This window comes from Streptomyces sp. NPDC014764, from assembly GCF_043082785.1.
Classification (GTDB): Bacteria; Actinomycetota; Actinomycetes; order Streptomycetales; family Streptomycetaceae; genus Streptomyces; species Streptomyces althioticus.
This window is the reverse complement of record NZ_JBIBXY010000009.1, coordinates 37,864-58,233: the sequence shown is the minus strand read 5'-3', so window position 1 is coordinate 58,233 and position 20,370 is coordinate 37,864. Positions and strand designations below refer to the sequence as shown.

At 72.2% G+C, this 20,370-nt stretch carries 18 protein-coding genes and 1 pseudogene; 15 read left to right on the top strand and 4 right to left on the bottom strand.

What is annotated here, in order from left to right; genetic code table 11:
- The first annotated feature begins 57 nt into the window (after positions 1–57).
- Entirely contained in the window at positions 58–1,515 is a 1,458-nt protein-coding gene (locus ACF1AG_RS22225; protein ID WP_391810272.1) for a Gfo/Idh/MocA family protein, read from the top strand.
- Between the two features lie 92 nt (positions 1,516–1,607).
- Complete coding sequence (locus ACF1AG_RS22220; RefSeq protein WP_387798039.1) at positions 1,608–2,570, top strand: NEW3 domain-containing protein; 963 nt, start codon at positions 1,608–1,610, stop codon at positions 2,568–2,570.
- A gap of 13 nt (positions 2,571–2,583) precedes the next feature.
- Here ACF1AG_RS22220 and ACF1AG_RS22215 read toward each other — a convergent pair whose 3' ends face one another.
- Complete coding sequence (locus tag ACF1AG_RS22215) at positions 2,584–3,396, bottom strand: DeoR/GlpR family DNA-binding transcription regulator (RefSeq protein ID WP_048459903.1); 813 nt, start codon at positions 3,394–3,396, stop codon at positions 2,584–2,586.
- A gap of 313 nt (positions 3,397–3,709) precedes the next feature.
- On the opposite strand from ACF1AG_RS22215, the gene ACF1AG_RS22210 reads away from it, so the two are divergent.
- The 6 genes from ACF1AG_RS22210 to ACF1AG_RS22185 are packed head-to-tail and all read left to right on the top strand — an operon-like array spanning position 3,710 to position 9,634.
- Positions 3,710–4,960 (top strand): extracellular solute-binding protein, encoded by a 1,251-nt coding sequence (locus ACF1AG_RS22210; RefSeq protein ID WP_391810322.1) that lies wholly within the window; start codon positions 3,710–3,712, stop codon positions 4,958–4,960.
- 34 nt (positions 4,961–4,994) lie between these two features.
- Positions 4,995–5,930 (top strand): carbohydrate ABC transporter permease, encoded by a 936-nt coding sequence (locus tag ACF1AG_RS22205; protein WP_391810271.1) that lies wholly within the window; start codon positions 4,995–4,997, stop codon positions 5,928–5,930.
- The gene (locus ACF1AG_RS22200) at positions 5,930–6,832 is read left to right on the top strand and encodes a carbohydrate ABC transporter permease (RefSeq protein WP_391810270.1); all 903 of its coding nucleotides are present in this window, start codon (positions 5,930–5,932) and stop codon (positions 6,830–6,832) included. Before ACF1AG_RS22205 ends, ACF1AG_RS22200 begins: the two co-directional genes overlap by 1 nt.
- Before the next feature lie 53 nt (positions 6,833–6,885).
- Positions 6,886–7,836, top strand: coding sequence for an SIS domain-containing protein (locus ACF1AG_RS22195; RefSeq protein WP_391810269.1), 951 nt, complete (start codon positions 6,886–6,888; stop codon positions 7,834–7,836).
- Positions 7,837–7,875: 39 nt separating this feature from the next.
- Positions 7,876–8,811 (top strand): 1-phosphofructokinase family hexose kinase, encoded by a 936-nt coding sequence (locus ACF1AG_RS22190; protein ID WP_387797889.1) that lies wholly within the window; start codon positions 7,876–7,878, stop codon positions 8,809–8,811.
- Positions 8,792–9,634 (top strand): class II fructose-bisphosphate aldolase, encoded by an 843-nt coding sequence (locus ACF1AG_RS22185; protein ID WP_359749856.1) that lies wholly within the window; start codon positions 8,792–8,794, stop codon positions 9,632–9,634. Before ACF1AG_RS22190 ends, ACF1AG_RS22185 begins: the two co-directional genes overlap by 20 nt.
- A gap of 30 nt (positions 9,635–9,664) precedes the next feature.
- On the opposite strand, the gene ACF1AG_RS22180 is transcribed toward ACF1AG_RS22185, so the two are convergent.
- Positions 9,665–9,835 carry a hypothetical protein gene (locus tag ACF1AG_RS22180; RefSeq protein WP_359749858.1) on the bottom strand — a complete coding sequence of 57 codons (171 nt, stop codon included), beginning with the start codon at positions 9,833–9,835 and terminating at the stop codon, positions 9,665–9,667.
- Between the two features lie 207 nt (positions 9,836–10,042).
- Between ACF1AG_RS22180 and ACF1AG_RS22175 the strand changes: the two genes are divergently transcribed.
- Complete coding sequence (locus ACF1AG_RS22175; protein ID WP_359749859.1) at positions 10,043–11,284, top strand: MFS transporter; 1,242 nt, start codon at positions 10,043–10,045, stop codon at positions 11,282–11,284.
- 111 nt (positions 11,285–11,395) lie between these two features.
- Here ACF1AG_RS22175 and ACF1AG_RS22170 read toward each other — a convergent pair.
- Positions 11,396–11,719: pseudogene (locus ACF1AG_RS22170) on the bottom strand (hypothetical protein); the annotation flags it as partial.
- A 184-nt stretch (positions 11,720–11,903) separates the two neighbouring features.
- Complete coding sequence (locus tag ACF1AG_RS22165) at positions 11,904–14,021, bottom strand: MMPL family transporter (protein ID WP_391810268.1); 2,118 nt, start codon at positions 14,019–14,021, stop codon at positions 11,904–11,906.
- A gap of 160 nt (positions 14,022–14,181) precedes the next feature.
- Between ACF1AG_RS22165 and ACF1AG_RS22160 the strand changes: the two genes are divergently transcribed.
- The 6 genes from ACF1AG_RS22160 to ACF1AG_RS22135 all read left to right on the top strand — a co-directional run bounded on the left by ACF1AG_RS22160 (position 14,182) and on the right by ACF1AG_RS22135 (position 20,361).
- On the top strand, positions 14,182–14,595 hold the full coding sequence (locus ACF1AG_RS22160) for a MarR family winged helix-turn-helix transcriptional regulator (protein WP_387798036.1): 414 nt from the start codon (positions 14,182–14,184) through the stop codon (positions 14,593–14,595).
- A 244-nt stretch (positions 14,596–14,839) separates the two neighbouring features.
- On the top strand, positions 14,840–16,096 hold the full coding sequence (locus ACF1AG_RS22155; protein WP_387797881.1) for an ATP-grasp domain-containing protein: 1,257 nt from the start codon (positions 14,840–14,842) through the stop codon (positions 16,094–16,096).
- On the top strand, positions 16,093–16,929 hold the full coding sequence (locus tag ACF1AG_RS22150; RefSeq protein WP_391810267.1) for a Rossmann-like domain-containing protein: 837 nt from the start codon (positions 16,093–16,095) through the stop codon (positions 16,927–16,929). The genes ACF1AG_RS22155 and ACF1AG_RS22150 overlap by 4 nt, the downstream gene beginning before the upstream one ends.
- A complete protein-coding gene (locus ACF1AG_RS22145; RefSeq protein WP_391810266.1) occupies positions 16,926–18,023 on the top strand; it encodes a PLP-dependent cysteine synthase family protein in 1,098 nt (365 codons plus the stop codon). The genes ACF1AG_RS22150 and ACF1AG_RS22145 overlap by 4 nt, the downstream gene beginning before the upstream one ends.
- Positions 18,020–19,096: a dipeptide epimerase gene (locus tag ACF1AG_RS22140; protein WP_359749864.1), complete on the top strand. Its 1,077-nt coding sequence runs from the start codon at positions 18,020–18,022 to the stop codon at positions 19,094–19,096. The genes ACF1AG_RS22145 and ACF1AG_RS22140 overlap by 4 nt, the downstream gene beginning before the upstream one ends.
- On the top strand, positions 19,093–20,361 hold the full coding sequence (locus ACF1AG_RS22135) for an MFS transporter (protein WP_391810265.1): 1,269 nt from the start codon (positions 19,093–19,095) through the stop codon (positions 20,359–20,361). Before ACF1AG_RS22140 ends, ACF1AG_RS22135 begins: the two co-directional genes overlap by 4 nt.
- The last annotated feature ends 9 nt before the right edge of the window (positions 20,362–20,370 follow it).

Sequence of the window (20,370 nt, the reverse complement as noted above, 5' to 3'; positions counted from 1 at the left end):
CGCCAGAGTCGGTGCCGCCAGTGATGCCCGGTCGTCGGATCGAAGGAGCGTTCACTCATGCCCGAACTCCCCGCTGTCTCACGCCGATTGCTCCTGGGAGGTGCGCTGGCCACCGGTGCCGCGGCCGCCGGTGTCGGTGCGGCGCAGGCGGCTCCGGCCGCCGGGGCTGCGGCGGCCGCCGGTGGCGACGCGCCGCTGCCGGCGCACACTCCCCCGCGCCGTCGCGGTCAGCGCTCGATGATCGACGTGCCGTTCGACGTCCATGAGACCGTCCGTGTGGGCATGATCGGTCTCGGCAACCGCGGCGCCGGGATGGCCGGAGGCTGGGCGGCCGTCCCCGGGTGCCGGGTGGCCGCCGTCTGCGACATCCGCGCCGACCGCGCGACCTCCGTGGCGAACCGGCTCGTCGCCCTGGGCAAGCCGCGTCCCGCCGAGTACGGCGGCTCGGCGGACGCCTACGCGCAGATGCTGAAGCGGGACGACATCGACCTCGTGTACATCGCCACGCCCTGGGAGTTCCACCACCGGCAGGGCAAGGCCGCCCTGGAGGCGGGCAAGCACGTGATCGTCGAACTGCCCGTCGCCACGGAGCTGGACGAGCTGTGGGACCTCGTCGACACCTCCGAACGCACCCGCCGGCATCTGGTGCTGTCGGAGAACTGCTCCTACGGCCGCAACGAGCTGGCCATGCTGAAGATGGCGCACGACGGGCTGTTCGGCGACGTCACCAACGGCCACGGCGGCTATCTGCACGACCTGCGGGAGCTGTTGTTCTCCGACACGTACTACACCGACAGCTGGCGGCGGCTGTGGCACACGCGCAGCACCGCGTCGTTCTACCCGATGCACGGGCTGGCGCCGATCGCGGCCGCGATGGACATCAACCGCGGCGACCGGATGACCGCGCTGCGGGCGACGGCCACCGAGCCGAAGGGGCTCGCCGACTACCGGGAGCGTTTCATCGACCGGTCCCATCCCTCGTGGAAGGAGACGTACATCAACGGCGACCTCGTCACCTGTCTGATCGACACCGCCATGGGACGGGTCATCCGGGCGGAGCACGACGTGAGTTCGCCCCGGCCGTACAGCAGGATCAACAGTCTGGCGGGCAGCCGCGGGATCTTCGAGGACTACGCGGGCACGTCGGCGACCGGCGGCCGGATCTACGTCGAACCGGACCACAGCGGACACTCCTGGCGCGACTTCGACTCCTATCGCAAGGAGTTCGACCACTGGCTGTGGAAGAAGATCGGCGACGACGCGGAGAACAACGGCGGCCACGGCGGCATGGACTACATCCTGCAGTGGCGCACCGTGCAGGCGATGCGGGCCGGTCTGGTGCCGGACATCGACGTGTACGACTCCGCCGCCTGGTGCGCGCCCGTGCCGCTGAGCGTCAAGTCCCTCGCGGCGGGCGGACGCCCGGTGGCGTACCCGGACTTCACCCGTGGTTCCTGGGTCAACCTCCGCATGGGCCTGGACTCGCGCGAGTCGGAGATGCCTCCCGTCGCGTGAGCGGCGTTCCGGACCATGGACCGAAGGAGCATGACGCTATGAGTGTTTCCCGATGGCTCAGACCTCTCAGACCGTTGCGAGCGGTGACAGCCGTGGCCGTGGCGGCCTCGCTGGCGCTCGTCGCCGCGCCCGCCGCCTCCGCCGCCGGGTCTCCGGCGGAGCCGACGGCCGCGCGGACGGAGGTGACCGTCTCGCCGGTCGACCTGGACGGGCCGGCGATCTCGACCGTGACCGTGCGCGTGAAGAACGCCGGGCCGCAGCGGATGCGTTCGCTGAAGGTGGCGTTCGCCGGTCCCGCCGGCTGGGCGGTGCAGCCGTCCGTGTCCGCCGTGTCCGGTTCGCTCGGCGTGGGCGACTCCGCCCGGGCCGAGTTCCGCGTCCGGGTGCCGGAGAAGCGGCCCGGTTTCGCGCTGCGGACGTTCACCGCCACGGCGACGTACAGCGGGGGTGACGGGGCCGGTGCGGCGACCGGGACCCGTACAGAGGTCGTCGGCAGTCCGTTGCCCGATCTCGCCGCCGCCTACAACAACGTCGGCGTCACCGACGAGAGCGACACGGCGCCCGGCGACTACGACGGGGACGGCAACAGCTTCTCCGCGCAGAAGCTGGCCGACGTCGGGCTGACGCCGGGAGCCACCGTCCGTGCCCTGGGGGCCGAACTCCTCTGGCCCGACGCGGAGCCGGGCACCCCGGGCAACGTCTCGTCCGCCGGTCAGGCGATCACGCTGAGCGGTCAGGGCAGCAGGCTGGTGTTCCTCGGGTCGGGCGTCGGCAGCGCGGCCACCGGAACGGCCACCGTGCACTACACCGACGGCACCAGCAGCCGCGGCCAATTCGGCTTCCCCAACTGGTCGTTCGACCCGGCCGACCTGCACGGCGCCACGCTGGTGGCGTCCGCCGACGGCCGCAACCGGCCGGACGGGTACGGCAACGCGGGGATCGCCTACCGGATGTTCGCCCACTCGGTGCCGCTGGACGCGTCGAAGCAGGTGGCGTTCGTGGTGCTGCCGTCCAACGGGAACGTCCACGTGTTCGCGATGGCCGTCGCCCCGTAGGACACGCGAGCCGTCAGACGGCGTGGACCTTGATGCCCGCGTCGGTGAGGCGGGCGGCCGTGTCGGCGGGCAGCCCGGAGTCGGTCACCAGCACGTCGACGCGGTCCAGGCCGCAGATCCGGGCGAAGGCGCGCCGGCCCATCTTGGAGGAGTCGGTGACCACGATGACGCGGCGCGCCCGTTCGGCGAAGAGACGGCTGACGCTGGCCTCGTCCTCCTGGTGGGTCATCAGCCCCAGCTGCGGGTCCACGCCGTCGACCCCGAGGACCGCGACGTCGAGGACGACCTCGTTGAGGACGCCCACGGTGAGCGGTCCGACGAGTTCGTACGTCTGAGGGCGGGCGACACCGCCGGTGACCACGATCTTCACCTGGGGGCGCACCGCGAGCTCGCCGGCGATGTTGAGGGCGTTGGTGACGACCGTGAATGCGGGCGCCGACGTCTCGGCCGGCTCGCGGCGCCCCCGGCCCTCTCGGCTGCCGCCCGCCCTGAGGGCGAGGGCGCGGGCCACCTCCGTGGTGGTGGTACCGCCGTTGAGGCCCACCACGTCGCCGTCGGCGATCATCCCTGCGACTGCGGTGGCGATGCGCTGTTTCTCGGGGGCGTGCCGGGAGGACTTGTAGCGCAGCGGGAGTTCGTAGGAGACGCCGTGCGCGATGGCGCCGCCCCGGGTGCGGACGAGCATCTGCTGCTCGGCGAGTTCGTCGAGGTCGCGTCGGATGGTGGCCGGGGAGACGTCGAGTGCGGCGGCCGCGTCGTCGACCTCGATCCTGCCCTCGCCAGCCAGCAGTTCCAGCAGCTTGCTCCAGCGATCGTGCTTGGACATGAGTCGGACTCCCTCGGCCTCGGTACTGCGCTCCGGACACGGTAAGGGACGCGCCGGGCCGCGGTGCCCCGGAGCAGCACCGTGCGTGATTCTGCTCGGAACATTGTCACTCTGCGCACATCATTGCAGTCGAGACGCCCGCTTTTGGCAACGGTCGGATAACGGCATAGGGCATGCGGATGGACCTGACCTGCGAGTTGCCTGAATACTTCCCGACACAACAGATGCTCATTGCTGCTTGCAGAGCTCAAAGATTGAGCATGTTCACGCATTACTTGTGGAGACAAGGCGGTAGACGGCAGTGAAGAAGAGAATGCTCGTCCTCTCGGCGGCCTGTGCGACCGGCGCCCTGGTCCTGACCGCGTGCGGCGGCGCCGGGGAGTCCGCGGACGGAACCGTGACCCTGAAGCTCGTCGCGGCCGACTACGGCGACAAGGCGTCCAACAGCTCCACCGTCTACTGGGAGGACGTGGCCGAGCGCTTCGAAGCCGCCAACCCGGACATCGAGGTCGACGTCCAGGTCGTCAACTGGAACGACATCGACGCGCAGGTCAAGACGATGATCCAGAGCGGCAACGTGCCGGACGTCCTGCAGACCGGCGGCTACGCCGACAAGGTCGCCGACGACCTGCTCCACAAGGCCGAGGACGTGCTGTCCCCGGCCACCCTGGACAACCTGGTCGACACGTTCGCCGAGGCGGGCGAGGTGGACGGCGTGCAGTACGGCATCCCCTTCGTCTCCTCCGCCCGCGCGCTGTTCTACAACAACAAGCTCCTCGCCGACGCCGGCGTCACCGAGCCGCCGAAGAGCTGGGCGGACGTCGAGGCGGCCGCCGAGGCCGTCAAGAAGAAGCACCCGGACGTCGTCCCGTACGCGCTGCCGCTCGGCCCCGAGGAGGCGCAGGGAGAGACGCTGATCTGGGAGCTGGGCAACGGCGGCGGCTACACCGACGCCGACGGGAAGTACACGCTCGACAGCAAGGCCAACGTCGAGACGTTCCAGTGGCTGCGCGCCAACCTCGTCGAGCCGGGCCTGACCTACAGCAACCCGGCCGCCACCGACCGCAAGACGGCGTTCGCCGACTTCGCCGCGGGCAAGGTGGGCATGCTCAACGGCCACCCGTCGCTGATCCAGATGTCGAAGGACGGCGGCGTCGACTACGGCGTCGCGCCGATCCCCGGCAAGGACGGCGCGCTGGACTCCACGCTCGGCGTGGCCGACTGGGTGATGGCGTTCAAGGACCGCGGTCACCAGGAGGAGATCAAGAAGTTCCTCGACTTCGCGTACTCCAAGGAGAACACGCTGAAGTTCGACGAGATGTACAACCTGATGCCCGTCACCGAGGACACGCTGCAGGAGATGACCTCCAGCGGCAAGCACAAGGACCTGGAGCCGTTCTTCGAGCTGCTGCCGAAGGCGTCCTTCTACCCGCTGGGAGACACCAGCTGGGACGCCGTGTCCGCGGAGATCAAGAAGAGCGGCGGCACGGCAGTCGGGGACGACCCCGCCAAGGTGCTCGGCGATCTGCAGAAGAAGACCGAACAGATCGCGGCGAACCAGTAGTTCCGCAGGCACCGACACACGGAAGGCACCCCCCGTGTCCAGCAATGTCACCTCCGGCGGCCGCAAGCCGCCCCGCACGGGCCGGAGCGGCGTCCGCCGCTCCGGCCTCGGCCGGCTGGGGCCGCTGCCCTGGATAGGCCCCGCCGTCCTGCTCATCGTGGTCGTCGTGCTGTGGCCGGTCTACGAGATGGTCCGCACCTCGTTCCTGAAAATCAGCGTCAGCGGCTTCGTCCGGGGCTGGGCGGGCCTGGACAAGTACCGGCAGCTGTTCGACGAGCCGGACCTCGGCTCCGTCATCACCGCCACCGTGGTGTGGACCGTCGGCGTGGTCGCGCTGACGATGGTGATCTCCCTGGGCCTGGCCCAGCTGTTCAACCAGCAGTTCCCGGGGCGCCGGGTGACCCGGTGGGCGCTCATCGCCCCGTGGGCGGCGTCCGTGCTGATGACCGCCATCGGCTTCAAGTGGATGCTCGACCGGACCGCGGGCGTGCTGAACACGGTGATGACCGACCTGGGCGTCATCGACTCCCCCGAGGACTGGCTGGGCGACCCGGCGACCGCCTGGCCCTGGATGATGTTCGTCGCGGTCTTCGTCTCCCTGCCGTTCACCACGTACACCCTGCTCGCGGGGCTGCAGACCGTCCCCGGCGAGGTGTACGAGGCGGCGCGCGTGGACGGCGCCGGCGTGTGGCAGACGTACCGGCGGGTCACGCTGCCGCTGCTGCGGCCGGCGTTCCTGGTCGGCGTGGTCATCAACCTGATCAACGTCTTCAACTCGTTCCCCGTGATCTGGGGCATGACCCGGGGCGGCCCGGACAGCGACACGGCGACCACCACGGTGTTCATGTACCAGCTCAAGAGCTCCGACATCGGGGAGTCCGCGGCCATGTCGGTCGTCAACTTCGCCCTGGTCGTCGTGATGGTGGCCGCCTTCCTCAAGGTGAGCCGCTGGAACCAGGAGGAGGCGTGATGGCCCAGCAGACGATCCCCGCCGCCGTCGGCGCCCCCACCGCCGCCCTGACGGACGGCAGTGGCCGTCCCGTTCGTCCCCGGCGCACGCTGCGGCCCCGCACCGTGGTCGTAGCCTCCGTCGCCTGGCTGATCGCCGCCGTGTTCCTGCTGCCGTACCTGCAGATGGTGATCACCGCCCTGCGGCCCGCGTCCGAGCTGCGCGACGCCACCTACCTGCCGGACCACTTCGCCTGGTCCAACTTCGTCGACGTGTGGCGTGAGTCGAACCTCGGCAGCAACCTGCGCGTCACGCTCCTCGTGGCCGGCGGCTCCACCCTGCTGGTGCTGCTCGTCGCGGTTCCGGCCGCCTACTACACGGCCCGCGTCAAGTACCGCGGGCGCAAGGTGTTCCTGCTGCTGGTGCTGGTCACCCAGATGTTCCAGCCGACGTCACTGCTGGTGGGCCTCTACCGCGAGTTCTACCAACTGGGCATGCTCAACTCGGTGTGGACCCTGGTGCTGTGCAACGCCGCGTTCAACCTGGCGTTCGCGATCTGGATCCTCACCGCCTATTTCTCCGCCATTCCGGTGCAGTTGGAGGAGGCAGCAATGATCGACGGGCTAGGCCGGGGCGGCGCGCTGCTCCGGGTGACGCTGCCGCTCGCCCTGCCCGGTGTCGTCACCGCGGTCATCTTCACCTTCATCGCCGCGTGGAACGAGTTCGTCATGGGACTGACCCTGTCCACCGTCCCGGAGAGCCAGCCGCTGACGGTCGGCATCAACAGCTTCATCGGCAACTACACCGTGCAGTGGAACTACCTGTTCGCCGCGTCCGTGATCGCGATCGTGCCCGTCGTGGTGCTCTTCGCCTTCATCGAACGCCATGTGGTGTCCGGGCTGACCGCGGGCTCGGTGAAGTGACCGGCCGGCCGCGTCGTGTACCCCCTCCCACGTTTCTGAAGGAGCCCATCGCCTTGTCCGACATCAGTTCGTCCCGCACCTCGGCCGAGATCGCCTCCCAGCCCTCCGTGTGGCGCCAGGCCGCCGAGTCCCTGCCGCGTCAGGCGGCGGCCCTGCCGAGGCGGGGCGAGCGCGTCGCCGTCGTGGGCTGCGGCACCTCGTGGTTCATGGCCCAGTCGTACGCCGTGCTGCGCGAGACCGGCGGCCACGGGGAGACCGACGCCTTCGCCGCCTCGGAGTTCCCCGTCGGCCGGCACTACGACCGGGTGCTCGCCATCACCCGCTCGGGCACCACCACCGAGGTGCTCGACCTGCTGCGCCGGCTCGAGGGAAGCGTGGCGACGGGCGCCGTCACCGCCGACCCGGACACGCCGGTCATGCAGGCCGCCGACGCCGTCGCCGTCCTGGACTTCGCGGACGAGGAGTCGGTCGTGCAGACCCGCTTCGCCACCGCCAACCTCGCACTCCTGCGCGCGCACCTAGAGGCGGAGAACGCCCTGCCCGCCGGAGTCCTGCCGCTGGACGCGGCCGTCAAGGACGCCGAACGCGCGGTGCGCGAGCCCCTCGACGCGGCCGTGTCGGCCGCGGAGCAGTTCACCTTCCTCGGCACGGGCTGGACGTGCGGGCTCGCGCTGGAGGCGGCGCTGAAGATGCGGGAGGCGGCGGGCGCCTGGACGGAGGCATACCCGGCGATGGAGTACCGCCACGGGCCCATCAGCATCACCGGGCCCGGCCGCGTGACGTGGGCGTTCGGCCGGCTTCCGGACGGGCTCGCGGACGACGTGGCCCGCGTCGGCGGCACCCTGGTCGCGGGGTCCGCCGGTCTGGCCGGCGGGCTGGATCCGCTGTCCGACCTGATCCGCGCCCAGCGGCTGGCAGTCGCCTGCGCGGAGGCGCGCGGTTACGACCCGGACCGGCCTCGCAACCTCACGCGGTCCGTCGTCCTCCAGGACGGTCATGTCTGAGGTCGCCGGCTCCCCTTCCGGGGCGGAGGGGCGGCGGCCGTGATCCTCACCGTCACGCTCAACGCCGCCCTCGACGTCACGTACGGCGTCGACAGCCTGCGCCCGCGCACCTCGCACCGGGTCGGGGCGGTCCACCGGCGCGCCGGCGGCAAGGGTGTCAACGTGGCCCGGGTGCTGGCCGGGCGGGGGCGGGCCGTCACCGTGACCGGGCTCGTCGGCGGCCCCACCGGCGCGCTGATGCGCGAGGACCTGCGCGCCGTACCCGGGCTGCGCGACGAACTCGTCCCGGTCTCGGACGAGTCGCGGCAGACCGTGACCGTCGTGTCCGGTGACGACGGCGACGCCACCGTGTTCAACGAGCCGGGCCCGCGGGTGCGTCCGTCGGAGTGGCGGGCGTTCACCGGCCGCTTCGCGGAGCTGGTGCGCGAGGCGTCGGTCGTCGCGCTCTGCGGAAGCCTGCCGCCGGGCCTGCCGTCCGACTCGTACGCCCAACTCGTCGCCCGCGCCGCGGAGACGGGTGTGCCGACGGTGCTGGACACCAGCGGCGCCCCGCTGCTCGACGCGCTGGGCGCCCGGCCCGACGTCGTGAAGCCCAACGCGGCCGAACTCGCGGCGGCCACCGGGTGCGAGGACGCCGGGGCGGGCGCGGAGCGGCTGCGTGCCCTCGGCGCCCGGTCCGTCGTGGTGTCCTCCGGCCCCGGAGGTCTCCTCGCCGTCACGCCCGACGGCCGCCGGCGTGCCGTGCCGCCCGAGCGGCTGGCCGGCAACCCCACCGGGGCGGGCGACGCCTGTGTCGCCGCCCTCGCGGCGGGACTCGCCGACGGCGCGCACTGGGGCGATGTCCTGCGCGAGGCCGTGGCCCTCTCGGCCGCCGCCGTCGCCTGCCCCGTGGCCGGTGGCGTCGACGCCGCCGCCTACGAACGCTTCCGAACCACCGTGACCGTGGAGGACCTTCATGCCCCTCAGCCCCACTGACGAGATCGTCGGCCCCGCCGCCCGCGCCGGCGCCGGCGTGGGGGCGTTCAACGTGGTGCAGCTCGAGCACGCCGAGGCGATCGTCGCCGGCGCGGAGGCCGCGGGCCGTCCGGTGATCCTGCAGATCAGTGAGAACACCGCCCGATACCACGGCGGTCTCGAGCCGATCGGACTCGCGACCCTCGCCGTGGCACGCGCCGCGCTGGTCCCCGTCGCCGTGCACCTCGACCACGCGGAGTCCAAGGACCTCGTGCACGAGGCCGTACGCCTGGGTTTCTCGTCCGTGATGTTCGACGCCTCCGCACTCCCCTACAAGGAGAACCTGAGCGAGACGCGGGAGATCACCGCGTACTGCCACGCCCGTGACGTGTGGGTGGAGGCGGAGCTGGGCGAGGTGGGCGGCAAGGACGGGGCCCACGCGCCCGGGGTGCGGACCGATCCGGCGGAGGCGCGGGACTTCGTCGCCGCCACCGGGGTCGACGCGCTGGCCGTGGCGGTGGGCAGCTCGCACGCCATGACCACCCGGGACGCCGTGCTGGACTTCGCCCTCGTCTCGGCGCTGCGTGACGCGGTGGGCGTGCCGCTGGTGCTGCACGGCTCGTCGGGCGTGGCGGACGCGGAGCTGTCGCGGGCGGTGGCGGCCGGTATGAGGAAGGTGAACGTCTCCACGCACCTGAACAAGCAGTTCACGCGGGCCGCGCGAACGTACCTGGAGGCACACCCGTCGGTGGTGGATCCGCGTAAGTACCTGGGGCCGGCGCGGGATGCCGTCGCTGACGCGGTGGCGCATCTGCTGGGGGTGCTGCACGGCGGGCGCAACTGAGCCGGGGCGGGACGACTCGGTGGGTCCTGGTCAGCGGCGTCCGGCCGGTTCGAGGCCGAGGACGAGCAGGGAGGGCGCAGCAGGGTGGTCGGCCTCGAGGTGTAGCAGGCCAACAGGAACACCCTCCGCGAGGGCGCGGCTGCGGGTGAGGAACTGCCCGTGGGAGAGGCGGGCTGCGGGGTGGCCGGGCCGGTTCCGCACGGGGTGGTCGTGCCGCCCGGTTTCCTCACCCGTGGGGTGATCTGGCAGGCTGGGGCACGCGGCAACCACGCCCGGACGACGAGGACCGGCGCCGGACCGCCCCCACCGAACCCGGCACACCGCTGCCACCGGACGCGCCGTCCGGTGCCGCGGTGCCGAGCGGTGGGCGCCCTCACCCGGCTCCTACGCGGAAGGTTTCCTCTCGCCATGCCCTTGGCTTTGTTCGCCCTGGCCGTCGTCGCGTTCGGCATCGGCACGACCGAGTTCGTCTCCATGGGGCTGCTTCCCCAGATCGCCGACGGGCTGGCGGTGTCCGTGCCGACCGCGGGCAACGTCGTCTCCGCCTACGCGCTGGGCGTGGTGATCGGCGCGCCGCTGCTCACGGCGATCGGCGCGCGGGTGCCGCACAAGCGGCTGCTGCTGATGCTGACGGGCGTGTTCGTCGTCGGGAACGTGGCCTCGGCGCTCGCGCCGAACTTCGAGCTGTTGTTCGCGGCGCGTGTCCTGGCGGGGCTTCCGCACGGCGCGCTGTTCGGCGTCGGCGCGGTGGTCGCCTCCAAGCTGGTCGCGCCGGACCGGGCGGCCCGTGCGGTGTCGATGATGTTCCTCGGTCTGACCGTCGCCAACATCGTCGGCGTCCCGGCCGGGACCGCGCTCGGGCAGCAGCTGGGCTGGCGGTTCGCGTACGCGGCGGTGGCCGTCATCGGTGTCCTCGCCCTGGCGGCGCTCGTGCGGCTCGTGCCGCATCAGCCGCGCGGCGAGCAGGCCGGTGTGATGCACGAGCTGCGCGCGATGAAGAACAAGCAGGTGCTGCTGGGTCTGGTCACAGCGGTCGTCGGGTTCGGCGGCTTCTTCGCGATGTACAGCTACCTGGTGCCGATGCTGACCAACCTGACGGGGATCTCGGACGCGTCCACGACCCTGGTGCTGGCGCTGTTCGGCGTCGGCATGACGCTCGGCACGCTCGTCGCGGGCCCGTTGACCGACCGGGCCCTGCGGCCGACGATGTACGGCGGTTTCGCGCTGCTGGCGGCGGCACTGGTGACGCTCCACTTCGTGATCGGCCATCTGGTGCCCGCGCTGATCGTCATCACGATCACGGGCGGTCTCAGCTCCCTGATCACCACGCCGGTGCAGATGCTGCTGATGGCCAAGGCGCACGAGGCGCCGACGATGGCGGCCGCGTCCAACCACTCCGCCTTCAACCTGGCCAACGCGGGCGGCGCGTGGCTGGGTGGTCTGGTCATCGCGGCCGGCTGGGGCTGGTCCTCGCCCACGCTGGTCGGCGCCGCCCTGGCGGTCGTCGGCCTCGCCCTCGCGGCGACGGGCGGGTACCTGGACCGGGACCGCCGTGCGTCCAAGGTCGTCCTGTCCTCGGCGGGCGCCGGTACGGAACCGGCGGGGCAGGAAAGGCCCACGACGGCCTGCGCGAAGGACCCGAGCGCCTGAGCCGTCCCCGTCGACGCGGTGTTCGGCCCGCCCCGGAAGCCACCGGCTGCCGGGGGCGGACCGTTTCTCGGCGGCCGGCCGAGGAGCCGGTGGTGCGTCCGGGACGGGTCACAGCTTCAGCAGCGACCAGTCCAGACCGCCGTCCCACCCCTGCTCCTGACGCGCCCAGCCGGTGACCGCGGCGATCACGGTCTCCGCGTGCTCCGTCCTCGCTCCGAAGTGCCGGTCGGCCGAGCCGTCGCGGTGTTCGACTGTGTAGTCGTCATCCGTCGCGTGCCACACCTGAGCGAAGACGTGCGTCTCGTCCGGGATCCGCTCGATCACCAGGAACCGGTCACGTTCACCCCCGATGCGCCGGACCAGCCCTGCCAGCTCCTCGGCGGACACACCGACGTGCCGCTCCCCGTTCTCCGTCTGCACCGTGATCTCGAGCATGCGCAGACTCTGACACACGGGTCCGACAACCGACGTCCTGGTTGGACGCCGCGTTTCCCTGTACAGCGACTCGCTCAGCCGGCGCAGACGGGGTCGTGCCACGGCGGCATGCGTCGCACCCGCGCCACGAACGACCGCGGGCGGACGGCCCTCCGGCCGTCCGCCCGCGGTCATGCAGGTCGCGTCACGTGCGTCCTGGCGCCGGTGCGTCCTCGCTCTTCTCCGGCGTGGAGCGGGACAGGGAGCCCGGCCACCAGGCCTTGGGGCCGATGTCGATCACCAGGGCCGGAACCAGCAGGGACCGGACGACCAGGGTGTCGAGGAGGACGCCGAAGGCGACGATGAAGGCGATCTGGACCAGGAAGGCCAGGGGGATCACCATCAGCGCGGCGAACGTCGCGGCGAGGACCACGCCGGCCGAGGTGATGACCCCGCCGGTGGTGGTGAGGCCGCGGAGGACGCCCTGGCGGGTGCCGTGGGTCAGCGCCTCCTCGCGGACGCGGGACATCAGGAAGATGTTGTAGTCGACGCCCAGGGCGACCAGGAACACGAAGCCGTACAGCGGGACCGACGCGTCCGTTCCGCTGAAGCCGAAGAGGTGCTCGAAGACCAGCGCGGACACGCCGAGCGTGGCGAGGAAGTTGAGCGCCACGGTCGCGACCAGCAGCACGGGCACGAGCACGGACCGCAGCAGCAGGACGAGGATCAGCAGGATGACGACGAGGACGATCGGCACGATGAGCGTGCGGTCGTCGGAGGCGGTCTGCTGGGTGTCGACCTGCTGGGCGGTGTAGCCGCCGACGAGCGCGTCGGCGCCGGAGATGTCGTGCACGTTGTCGCGGAGCCGCTCGACGGCCCGCTTCGCTGTGTCGCTGTCGGCCGCGGCCTCCAGCGTGGCGTCGACGCGCACCCGCCCGTCGACGACCAGCGGCTCCCCGCCGCCGGGCCGTCCGGAGGCGGAGACGGGGGCGGCGGACGCCACTCCCTCGGTCTTGTTCGCGGCCGCGGTGACCTCGTCGAGCCGGTCGGCGTTGGCGAGGATGACGGCCGGGTTGCCGGACCCTCCGGGGAAGTGCTCGCCGAGCGTCTTCTGCGCGGCGACCGACGGCGCGTCGTTGACGAAGATCTCGTCGAGCGGGGTGCCCTTGGCGGACAGGGAGGGGGAGAAGGCCGCGAAGACCGCGAGGATCAGCGCGGTCACCGCCCACACGCGGCGCGGCTTGCGGTCGACGGTCGCGGCGACGCGGCGCCACACGCTGTGTCCCTCGACGGTGGCGTCGGACGCCTTGGGCTTGGCGGGCCAGTACGCGCTGCGGCCCAGGAGGGCGAGGGCGGCCGGCAGGAAGGTGAGTGCGGAGAGCACCGAACACACGATGCCGATGGCGCCGACCGGGCCGAGGGCGCGGTTGTTGGTGAGGTCACTGGCGAGCAGCGTCAGCAGGCCGAGGGCGACGGTGGCGGCGCTGGCGGTGATGGCGCCGAACGACCGGCGCACGGCTGCGCGCGCGGCGGTGAACCGGTCTCCGCGCGTGGCGAGTTCCTCGCGGAAGCGGGCGGCGAGGAGCAGGGCGTAGTCGGTGGCCGCGCCGATCACGAGGATGGACAGGATGCCCTGGACCTGGCCGTCGACGCGCACCACGTCGTGGTCGGCGAGGACGTACACGACCGCGCAGGCCAGACCGAGCGCGAAGACGGATCCGAGGATGATGACGAAAGGCAGCAGGACGCTGCGGTAGACCAGCAGCAGGATGAGCAGCACGGCGGCGAGGGCGACGCCGAGCAGCAGTCCGTCGATGCCGGAGAAGGCGTCCGACAGGTCGACCTGGCTGGCCGCGGGCCCCGCCACCTCGGCGGTGGTGCCGTCGACGGTGCCTGCCGCTTCGCGCACCTCGTCGACGACGTCGGCCAGCTTGTCACCGAGGTCGGGCTCCACCTGCACCACGGACTGCAGGGCCTTGCCGTCCTCGGAGGGGAAGGCGGGCGAGGGCGCCCCCACGACGCCCGGCTTGCCGGCGAGTCCGGCGACCGCGCGGGTGGCGGCCTCGGTCTGGGCGCCGGTGATCCGGTCCCCTTCGGCGGTCCACACGACGATCGCGGGCAGTGTCTCCTGCTGGTCGAACGCCTTCCGCTGGTCGAGGACCTGAGTGGACTCGGCGCTCTGGGGCAGGAAGGAGGCCTGGTCGTTGGTGGCCACCTCGCCCAGCTTCCCCGCGTACGGGCCGAGCATCCCGCCCACGCCGAGCCAGACGATCAACAGAGCAAGCGGGACGAGCCACCGGGCCCGGCGTGGTGCGGATGTCATGTGAGGTTCCTATGGCACGAAGCGGTTATGTCAATGGTCGATTATGTCAATCATCGAGTGATCCTATACTGGCCGCATGAGCGGCTCACAAACCTCCACACCTCCCCCGCCGGAGGAGTGCCCGACAGGACTGCAGTCATTCGCGGTGCAACTGCGCCGGATGACGGGTGAGTTCAACCGCATCGTCCAGGAGTTCGCTCAGGCGCACGGTCTGCACCACACCGACATGCTCGCCCTGATCGCGATCCTCGACGGCGGCGGGCCCGACGCAGCCATGACACCCGGCCGTCTGCGCAGGCAGCTCAACCTCACCTCCGGCGCGATGACAGCATGCCTGGACAGACTGGAGCGGGCGGGGCACATCCGGCGTGTCCGGGCGTCCGACGACCGCCGTGTGGTGCATCTGGAGTACGAGGACCGGGCCAAGGACCTGGCGCGGGAGTACTTCCGGCCGCTGGCCCACAGCACCGACACGGCCCGTGAGCGGTTCACGGCCGAGGAGCTGCGTGTGGTGATCCGCTTCCTCACCGAGCTGAACCACGAGCTCGCGCTGCTGCGCGGGCACACCGACTGATCCACCCTGCGGCGGACGGCCGGGTCAGGGCATGCCCCTGACCCGGCCGTCTCACGTTTCCCGGCTTCACCGACACCCCGGCTCGACGCGCCGCGGGAGAGAGCGCGCCCCCTCGACGGCTGACAATGAAAATGATTACCGTTATCGTGTGTTGCGCGCAGCCCGGCCCCTCTCCTCGAGGGGTCTCCTCGGGCTGCCCCGTCATCGCAACCACGCCTCAGGGCAGGGCACGAAAAGGGGAGTTGTGGCTCATCTGCTGGTGGTCGAGAGCTGGGTCGGATCGATGAGCAGGCTGCTGCCACGGGCGATACAGGAGGGCGGACACTCGTTCACGTTCCTCACCCGCGACCTGCACCATTACCTGCGTACGGCGCCCGAGGGCACGGCGCACCCGCTGCTGGGGGCGCGCAACGTGGTCACGGCGGACACCAACGACCCCGGCTCTCTGCTGCCGTTCGTGGAACGGCTGCACGAGGTGCTCGGCTTCGACGGGGTCCTCACGTCCTGCGACTACTACCTGCCGACGGCCGCAATGGCCGCCGAGCGGCTCGGTCTCCCCGCAGCGGACGCCGAGGCCGTACGGAACGCCTGCCGCAAGGACGCCACCCGCCGCGTGCTGGACGAGGCGGGCGTGCCGGGTCCCCGGTTCGCCGTCCACGAACAGTGGACCGAACTGGCGGCGGCGGCGCGGGACATCGGCTATCCGCTGGTGGTCAAGCCCGTCGACCTGTGCGCGGGGATGTTCGTGCGGCGGGTGGACGACGAGGCTCAACTGGGCGCGGCCGTAAGGGCGATGGGTGACTTCCCGGTCAACGCGCGGGGGCAGCGGCGAGCACCGGCGGTGCTGCTGGAGGAGCTGCTGGACGGGCCGGAGGTGAGTGTCGAGACCGTGTCCCACGCGGGCGCGGTGCAGGTGGTCGGGGTGACCGACAAGAGCGTCGGCGGTGCGCCCTCGTTCATCGAGACGGGCCACATGTTCCCCGCCGCGCTGGCGGCCGGCGACGCGCAGGACGTCGTACGGACGGCGCTGGACGCGCTCAAGGCCCTGGGGCTCACCGAGGGGGTCGTGGCGCACACGGAGATCAAGCTGACGTCGGCCGGGCCGCGCGTGGTCGAGGTCAATCCGCGGCCCGCCGGCAACCGCATCACCGAGCTCGTCCGCCATGTCACCGGCGTCGACCTGGTCGCGGAGTTCGTCGACGTGTCGCTGGGCCGGGCGCCCGGCCTGCGGCGCACGGACACCGGGCTGCGGTCCGCCGCGATCGGGTTCCTCGTCCCGGAGACCACGGGCACGCTCACGGCCCTGGACGACACGGGGCTGCGGACCCGGCCGGACGTGCTGGAGGTGGAGCTGGCCGAGCCCGGCAGGCAGGTGCGGGCGGCGGGCAGCAACAACGAGTACCTGGGGCACGTCATGGTGGGCGACACCGAGGGGACGGGGGCCCGTGAGCGGGTCGAGGGTCTGGTCGCGGAGCTGCGGTCGGGAATGGTGATCCGATGACGGCCGTCCGCTCCGCGCCCGCCGGGGCGCCGACGTACGAGACGCTGCTGCGGCGCGCGCTGGCCGGGGAGCTGGGCCCGGACCCGGCGGGGCTGCGGGCGGCCGTGGCCTTCACGACCCGGCAGGCCGTACGGCACGACGGGCGGGGCACGAGCTATCGCAACGAGGTGCTGGGGCTGCGGGTCGGCGCGGCCGTCGGCAGTTGCGCGGTGGAGCCCGGGGCACTGGACGACGGCATGGTCGAGGACTGCGCAGGTGCCGGCGTGGACCGGCTGCTGCGCCACCCGCTGACTCCTGTGCGGGTGGCCGCGCTGGACGCCTACCTGATGCACGTCACTCCGCACTCCCCGGCGCACGGAGCCCGGTCCGTACGCGTGCCCGCCGGGACCTCTCTGGAGAAGTCCCGCGCGCGGGCGCGGACGGTCGCCGGGCTGCTGGATCTGCCGCCGGGGGCCACGGTCCTGGTGGTCGGGGTGGTCAACTCACTGCTGGAGGCCTTGCGTGCCCGGCACCTGGCCTACGTGGCGTGCGACTTGAAGGGCGGGGTCACCGAGTGGGGTGAGGGCGTCGTCACCGACGCGCTCACCGAGGCGCACCGGTGCGACGCGCTGCTCGTGTCCGGGATGACGCTGGGCAACGGCACGTTCGAGCCGTTGCGGCGGCACGCCCTCGAACACGGCAAGCCCCTGGTGATGTTCGCGCAGACGGGCAGTGCCGTACTGCCCCGCTTCCTGGGTCACGGGGTGAGCGCGGTGTGCGCGGAGCCGTATCCCTTCTTCTGGCTGGACGGCGGTCCGGGCACGCTGCACGTGTACCGAGGGGGTGTGCGGTGACCGCCGCCGTCGCTCCCGCGGCCCGGCCCGTGGCGCGGCCGGAGTTGCTGTCCCTGCTGGGACGTACGCCGGTCGTGCGCGTCACGGCCGGGCTGCCGGATCCACACCCCGGGTTCTGGGCCAAGCTCGAAGGTCTCGCGGCCGGCGGGATGAAGGCGCGGCCCGCCGTGTCGATGCTGCTGGACGCCCGTGAGCGGGGCGTGCTGCGGCCGGGCGCCCCGGTGGTGGAGTCGACGTCCGGCACGCTGGGCCTCGGACTCGCCTTCGCCGGGCAGGCTCTCGGCCATCCGGTCGTCCTGGTGGGCGACGGCGAACTGGAGCCCGCCATGCGGCGATTGCTGAGGACGCACGGTGTACGGCTGGAGATCGTCGACCGTCCCGCCGCGCAGGGCGGCTGGCAGGCCGCCCGGCTGGCCCGGCTCCGGCAGCTGCTGGCCGAGTTGCCCGGCGCGTACTGGCCAGATCAGTACAACAACCCCGGCAACAGCGCCGGTTACGCCTCGCTCGCCGCCGAACTCGCCGTGCAGCTCGACCATCTGGACGTCCTGGTGTGCAGCGTCGGGACCGGCGGGCACAGCGCGGGCATCGTCGGTCCGCTGCGCCGGCACTGGCCCGGGCTGCGGCTGATCGGCGTGGACGCCACCGGCTCCACCATCTTCGGGCAGCCCGCCCGGCCACGGCTGATGCGCGGGCTCGGCAGCAGCATCCACCCGCGCAACGTCCGTTACGACGCGTTCGACGAGGTGCACTGGGTCGGTCCGGCGGAGGCGGTGGACACCTGCCGGCGGCTCGCCTCGGAGAGCTTCGTCAGCGGCGGCTGGAGCACCGGCGCCGCCGCCCGTGTCGCCGCCTGGGCGGCCCGCGTCCACCCGGGCGCGGTCGTCGCGACCGTCTTCCCCGACGGTCCCCACCGCTATCTCGGCACCGTCTACGACGACGACTTCGCCGCCGCGCACGGCCTCGACCTCGCCTCCGCGGCCACCCGGCCCGTGGAGATCGCGCACCCGCGTGCGGCCGAGGCCACCGGCTGGGTGCGCTGCACCCGTGTGACCGACCCGCTGAGGAGCGCACCACCCCCAGGGAGGACCCCGTGAAGGCCGCCGTCCACACCGTGCGGCTCGACCTCACCGAGCCGCTGCGCATATCCCGTTCCGTCATGGCCGCCCGTGACGCCGTGTGGCTGAGCGTCGAGCACGGCGGCGTCACCGGCCACGGCGAGGCCGTGTCCAGCGTCTACTACGGCCTGGACGCGGCGACCCTGCGCCGCTGCTTCGCCGATGCCGCCCGGGAGTTGTGCCGCTGCCCGGATCCAGCGGCCGCCCTGGAGTCGCTGCGTGCGGGCGAGTTGGCGGGGGTCGCCACTCCCCCGGCCGTGCGGGCCGCCGTGGAGGCGGCTCTGCTCGACCTCGTCGGCGCCCGCTCGGGCCGCCCGGTGCACCGCGTCCTCGGCTTCCCGCAGCCGCCGGTCGTCGCGACCGCCCGCACGATCGGCATCACCTCCCCTCTCGACGCGGCGGCCCAGGCACGCGCGCTGACGGCGAGCGGCTTCCAGGTCCTCAAGGTGAAGGCGGGCCTGCCCGACCCGGAGGAGGACGTCGAACGGCTGCGTGTCGTCAGGGACGCGGCGCCCCACGCCCGCCTGCTGCTCGACCCGAACGGCGCGTGGACGCCCCGGCAGGCGGCTGCGCTGCTCCCCCGTTTCGCCGCCCTCGGCGTGCAGGCCGTCGAGCAGCCTGTCGCCCCCGGTGATCCCGAAGGGCTGGCCGCGCTGGCCGAGCGCTCACCGCTGCCCGTGATCGCCGACGAGGACGCCGTCGGTCTCGAGGACGTACGCCGGCTCGCCGGGCGCGTCCACGGCGTCAACGTGAAGCTCGCCAAGTGCGGCGGAGTGCATGCCGCGCTGCGTATCGCGGAGACGGTCGAGGGCAGCGGCACCGCGCTGATGCTGGGCTGCCTGACCGCCAGCAGCCTCGGACTGGCACCCGCGGTGCATCTCGCGGGACTGGCCCGCTGGACCGACCTCGACGGTCATCTGCTGCTCGCCCACGACCCGTGGTCCGGCATCGGGGGCGAGGACGGGTACGTCCGGACAAGCGGCCTGCCCGGGCTGGGCGTCGAGCGCCGCGCCGTGCGGTGCGGGCGTCGGGCGGCGGTGGGCTCCCCGTGAGGACGTGGCACGAGATACGCCGTTTCCCCCTCGCGGTCCGGCTGCTGCTGGTCAACCAGTTCGGCGTGAACATCGGTTTCTATCTGCTCATTCCGTTCCTGGCCACCCACCTCACCGAGAACCTGGGCATGTCGGCCGCCGTCGTCGGCGTCGTCCTCGGGGTGCGCACCCTGAGCCAGCAGGGGTTGTTCGTGGTCGGGGGTTCGGCCGCCGACCGGCTCGGCGCGCGGGGCGTCATCATCGCCGGATGCGCGCTGCGCACCCTCGGGTTCGGCCTGTTCGCGTTCGGGGACGACCTGGCGGTACTGCTGGCCGCGTCCGTGCTCAGCGGCTTCGCGGGGGCGCTGTTCAACCCCGCCGTGCGCGCGTACATCGCCCAGGAGGCGGACGGGCGCGAGGCGGAGGCCTTCGCCCTGTTCACCATGTTCGCGGCGGCCGGTGCGCTGGTGGGGCCGCTGCTGGGCAGCGCGCTGCTGCTGGTCGACTTCCGTACGTCGGCGCTGACGGCCGCCGGGATCTTCGCCGCCCTCACCGTCGCCCAGGCGATGGTGCTGCCCGCCCGTCCGAGGGAGCCGCGTAACGGCGTCTCGGTGCCGGCGGAGTGGCGGGAGGTGCTCGGCAACCGGCCGTTCCTCGCGTTCGCGCTCGCCATGGTCGGCATGTTCACCCTCGAGAGCCAGCTGTATCTGCTGCTGCCCGACGGCGCGCGGCAGTCCACCGGCTGGGACGGCGCGGCCGGACTCGTCCTGCTCGTCGGCACTCTCGCCCATCTGACCCTGCAACTGCGGGTCACCCGCGCCCTCAAGAAGCGAGGGCAGCGGGGGCGCTGGATCGTCACCGGACTCGGTCTGATGGCGGTGGGCTTCCTGCCGCCGGCGCTGACGGCGGGCGGCGGCTCCGGTGCGCCGGACGGCCTCGCGGACGGGGCACTGCGCGTCCTGCCCGTGCTGGCCGGTGCACTGCTGCTGAGCCTCGGGGTGATGGTGGCGCAGCCGTTCGTGATGGAGCTGATCCCCGCCTACGGACGCCCCGGACTCACCGGCACCTACTTCGGCGTGTTCTACGTCGTCTCGGGCGTGGCGGCGGCGGTGGGCAACACGGTCGTCGGGTGGGCGATGGACACAGGTGCACGGGCCGGGACGGCCTGGCTGCCGTGGGTGTGCTGTGCCCTGTCCGGGCTGGTGTCGGCGCTGGGGGTGGCGTGGCTGCGGCGGACCGGGGCGCTGCCCGCACCGCCGCGGCCCGCCGTGCCGGCGACGGTATGAGGGGGTGAC

What these genes read in the sequence shown, in the direction of transcription:
- ACF1AG_RS22225 (WP_391810272.1), top strand. Translation starts at nt 58, where the DNA reads ATGCCCGAACTCCCCGCTGTCTCACGCCGATTGCTCCTGGGAGGTGCG.
- ACF1AG_RS22165 (WP_391810268.1), bottom strand. Translation starts at nt 14,021, where the DNA reads ATGACATCCGCACCACGCCGGGCCCGGTGGCTCGTCCCGCTTGCTCTG.
- ACF1AG_RS22210 (WP_391810322.1), top strand. Translation starts at nt 3,710, where the DNA reads ATGCTCGTCCTCTCGGCGGCCTGTGCGACCGGCGCCCTGGTCCTGACC.
- ACF1AG_RS22160 (WP_387798036.1), top strand. Translation starts at nt 14,182, where the DNA reads ATGACGGGTGAGTTCAACCGCATCGTCCAGGAGTTCGCTCAGGCGCAC.
- ACF1AG_RS22215 (WP_048459903.1), bottom strand. Translation starts at nt 3,396, where the DNA reads ATGTCCAAGCACGATCGCTGGAGCAAGCTGCTGGAACTGCTGGCTGGC.
- ACF1AG_RS22175 (WP_359749859.1), top strand. Translation starts at nt 10,043, where the DNA reads ATGCCCTTGGCTTTGTTCGCCCTGGCCGTCGTCGCGTTCGGCATCGGC.
- ACF1AG_RS22150 (WP_391810267.1), top strand. Translation starts at nt 16,093, where the DNA reads ATGACGGCCGTCCGCTCCGCGCCCGCCGGGGCGCCGACGTACGAGACG.
- ACF1AG_RS22200 (WP_391810270.1), top strand. Translation starts at nt 5,930, where the DNA reads ATGGCCCAGCAGACGATCCCCGCCGCCGTCGGCGCCCCCACCGCCGCC.
- ACF1AG_RS22185 (WP_359749856.1), top strand. Translation starts at nt 8,792, where the DNA reads ATGCCCCTCAGCCCCACTGACGAGATCGTCGGCCCCGCCGCCCGCGCC.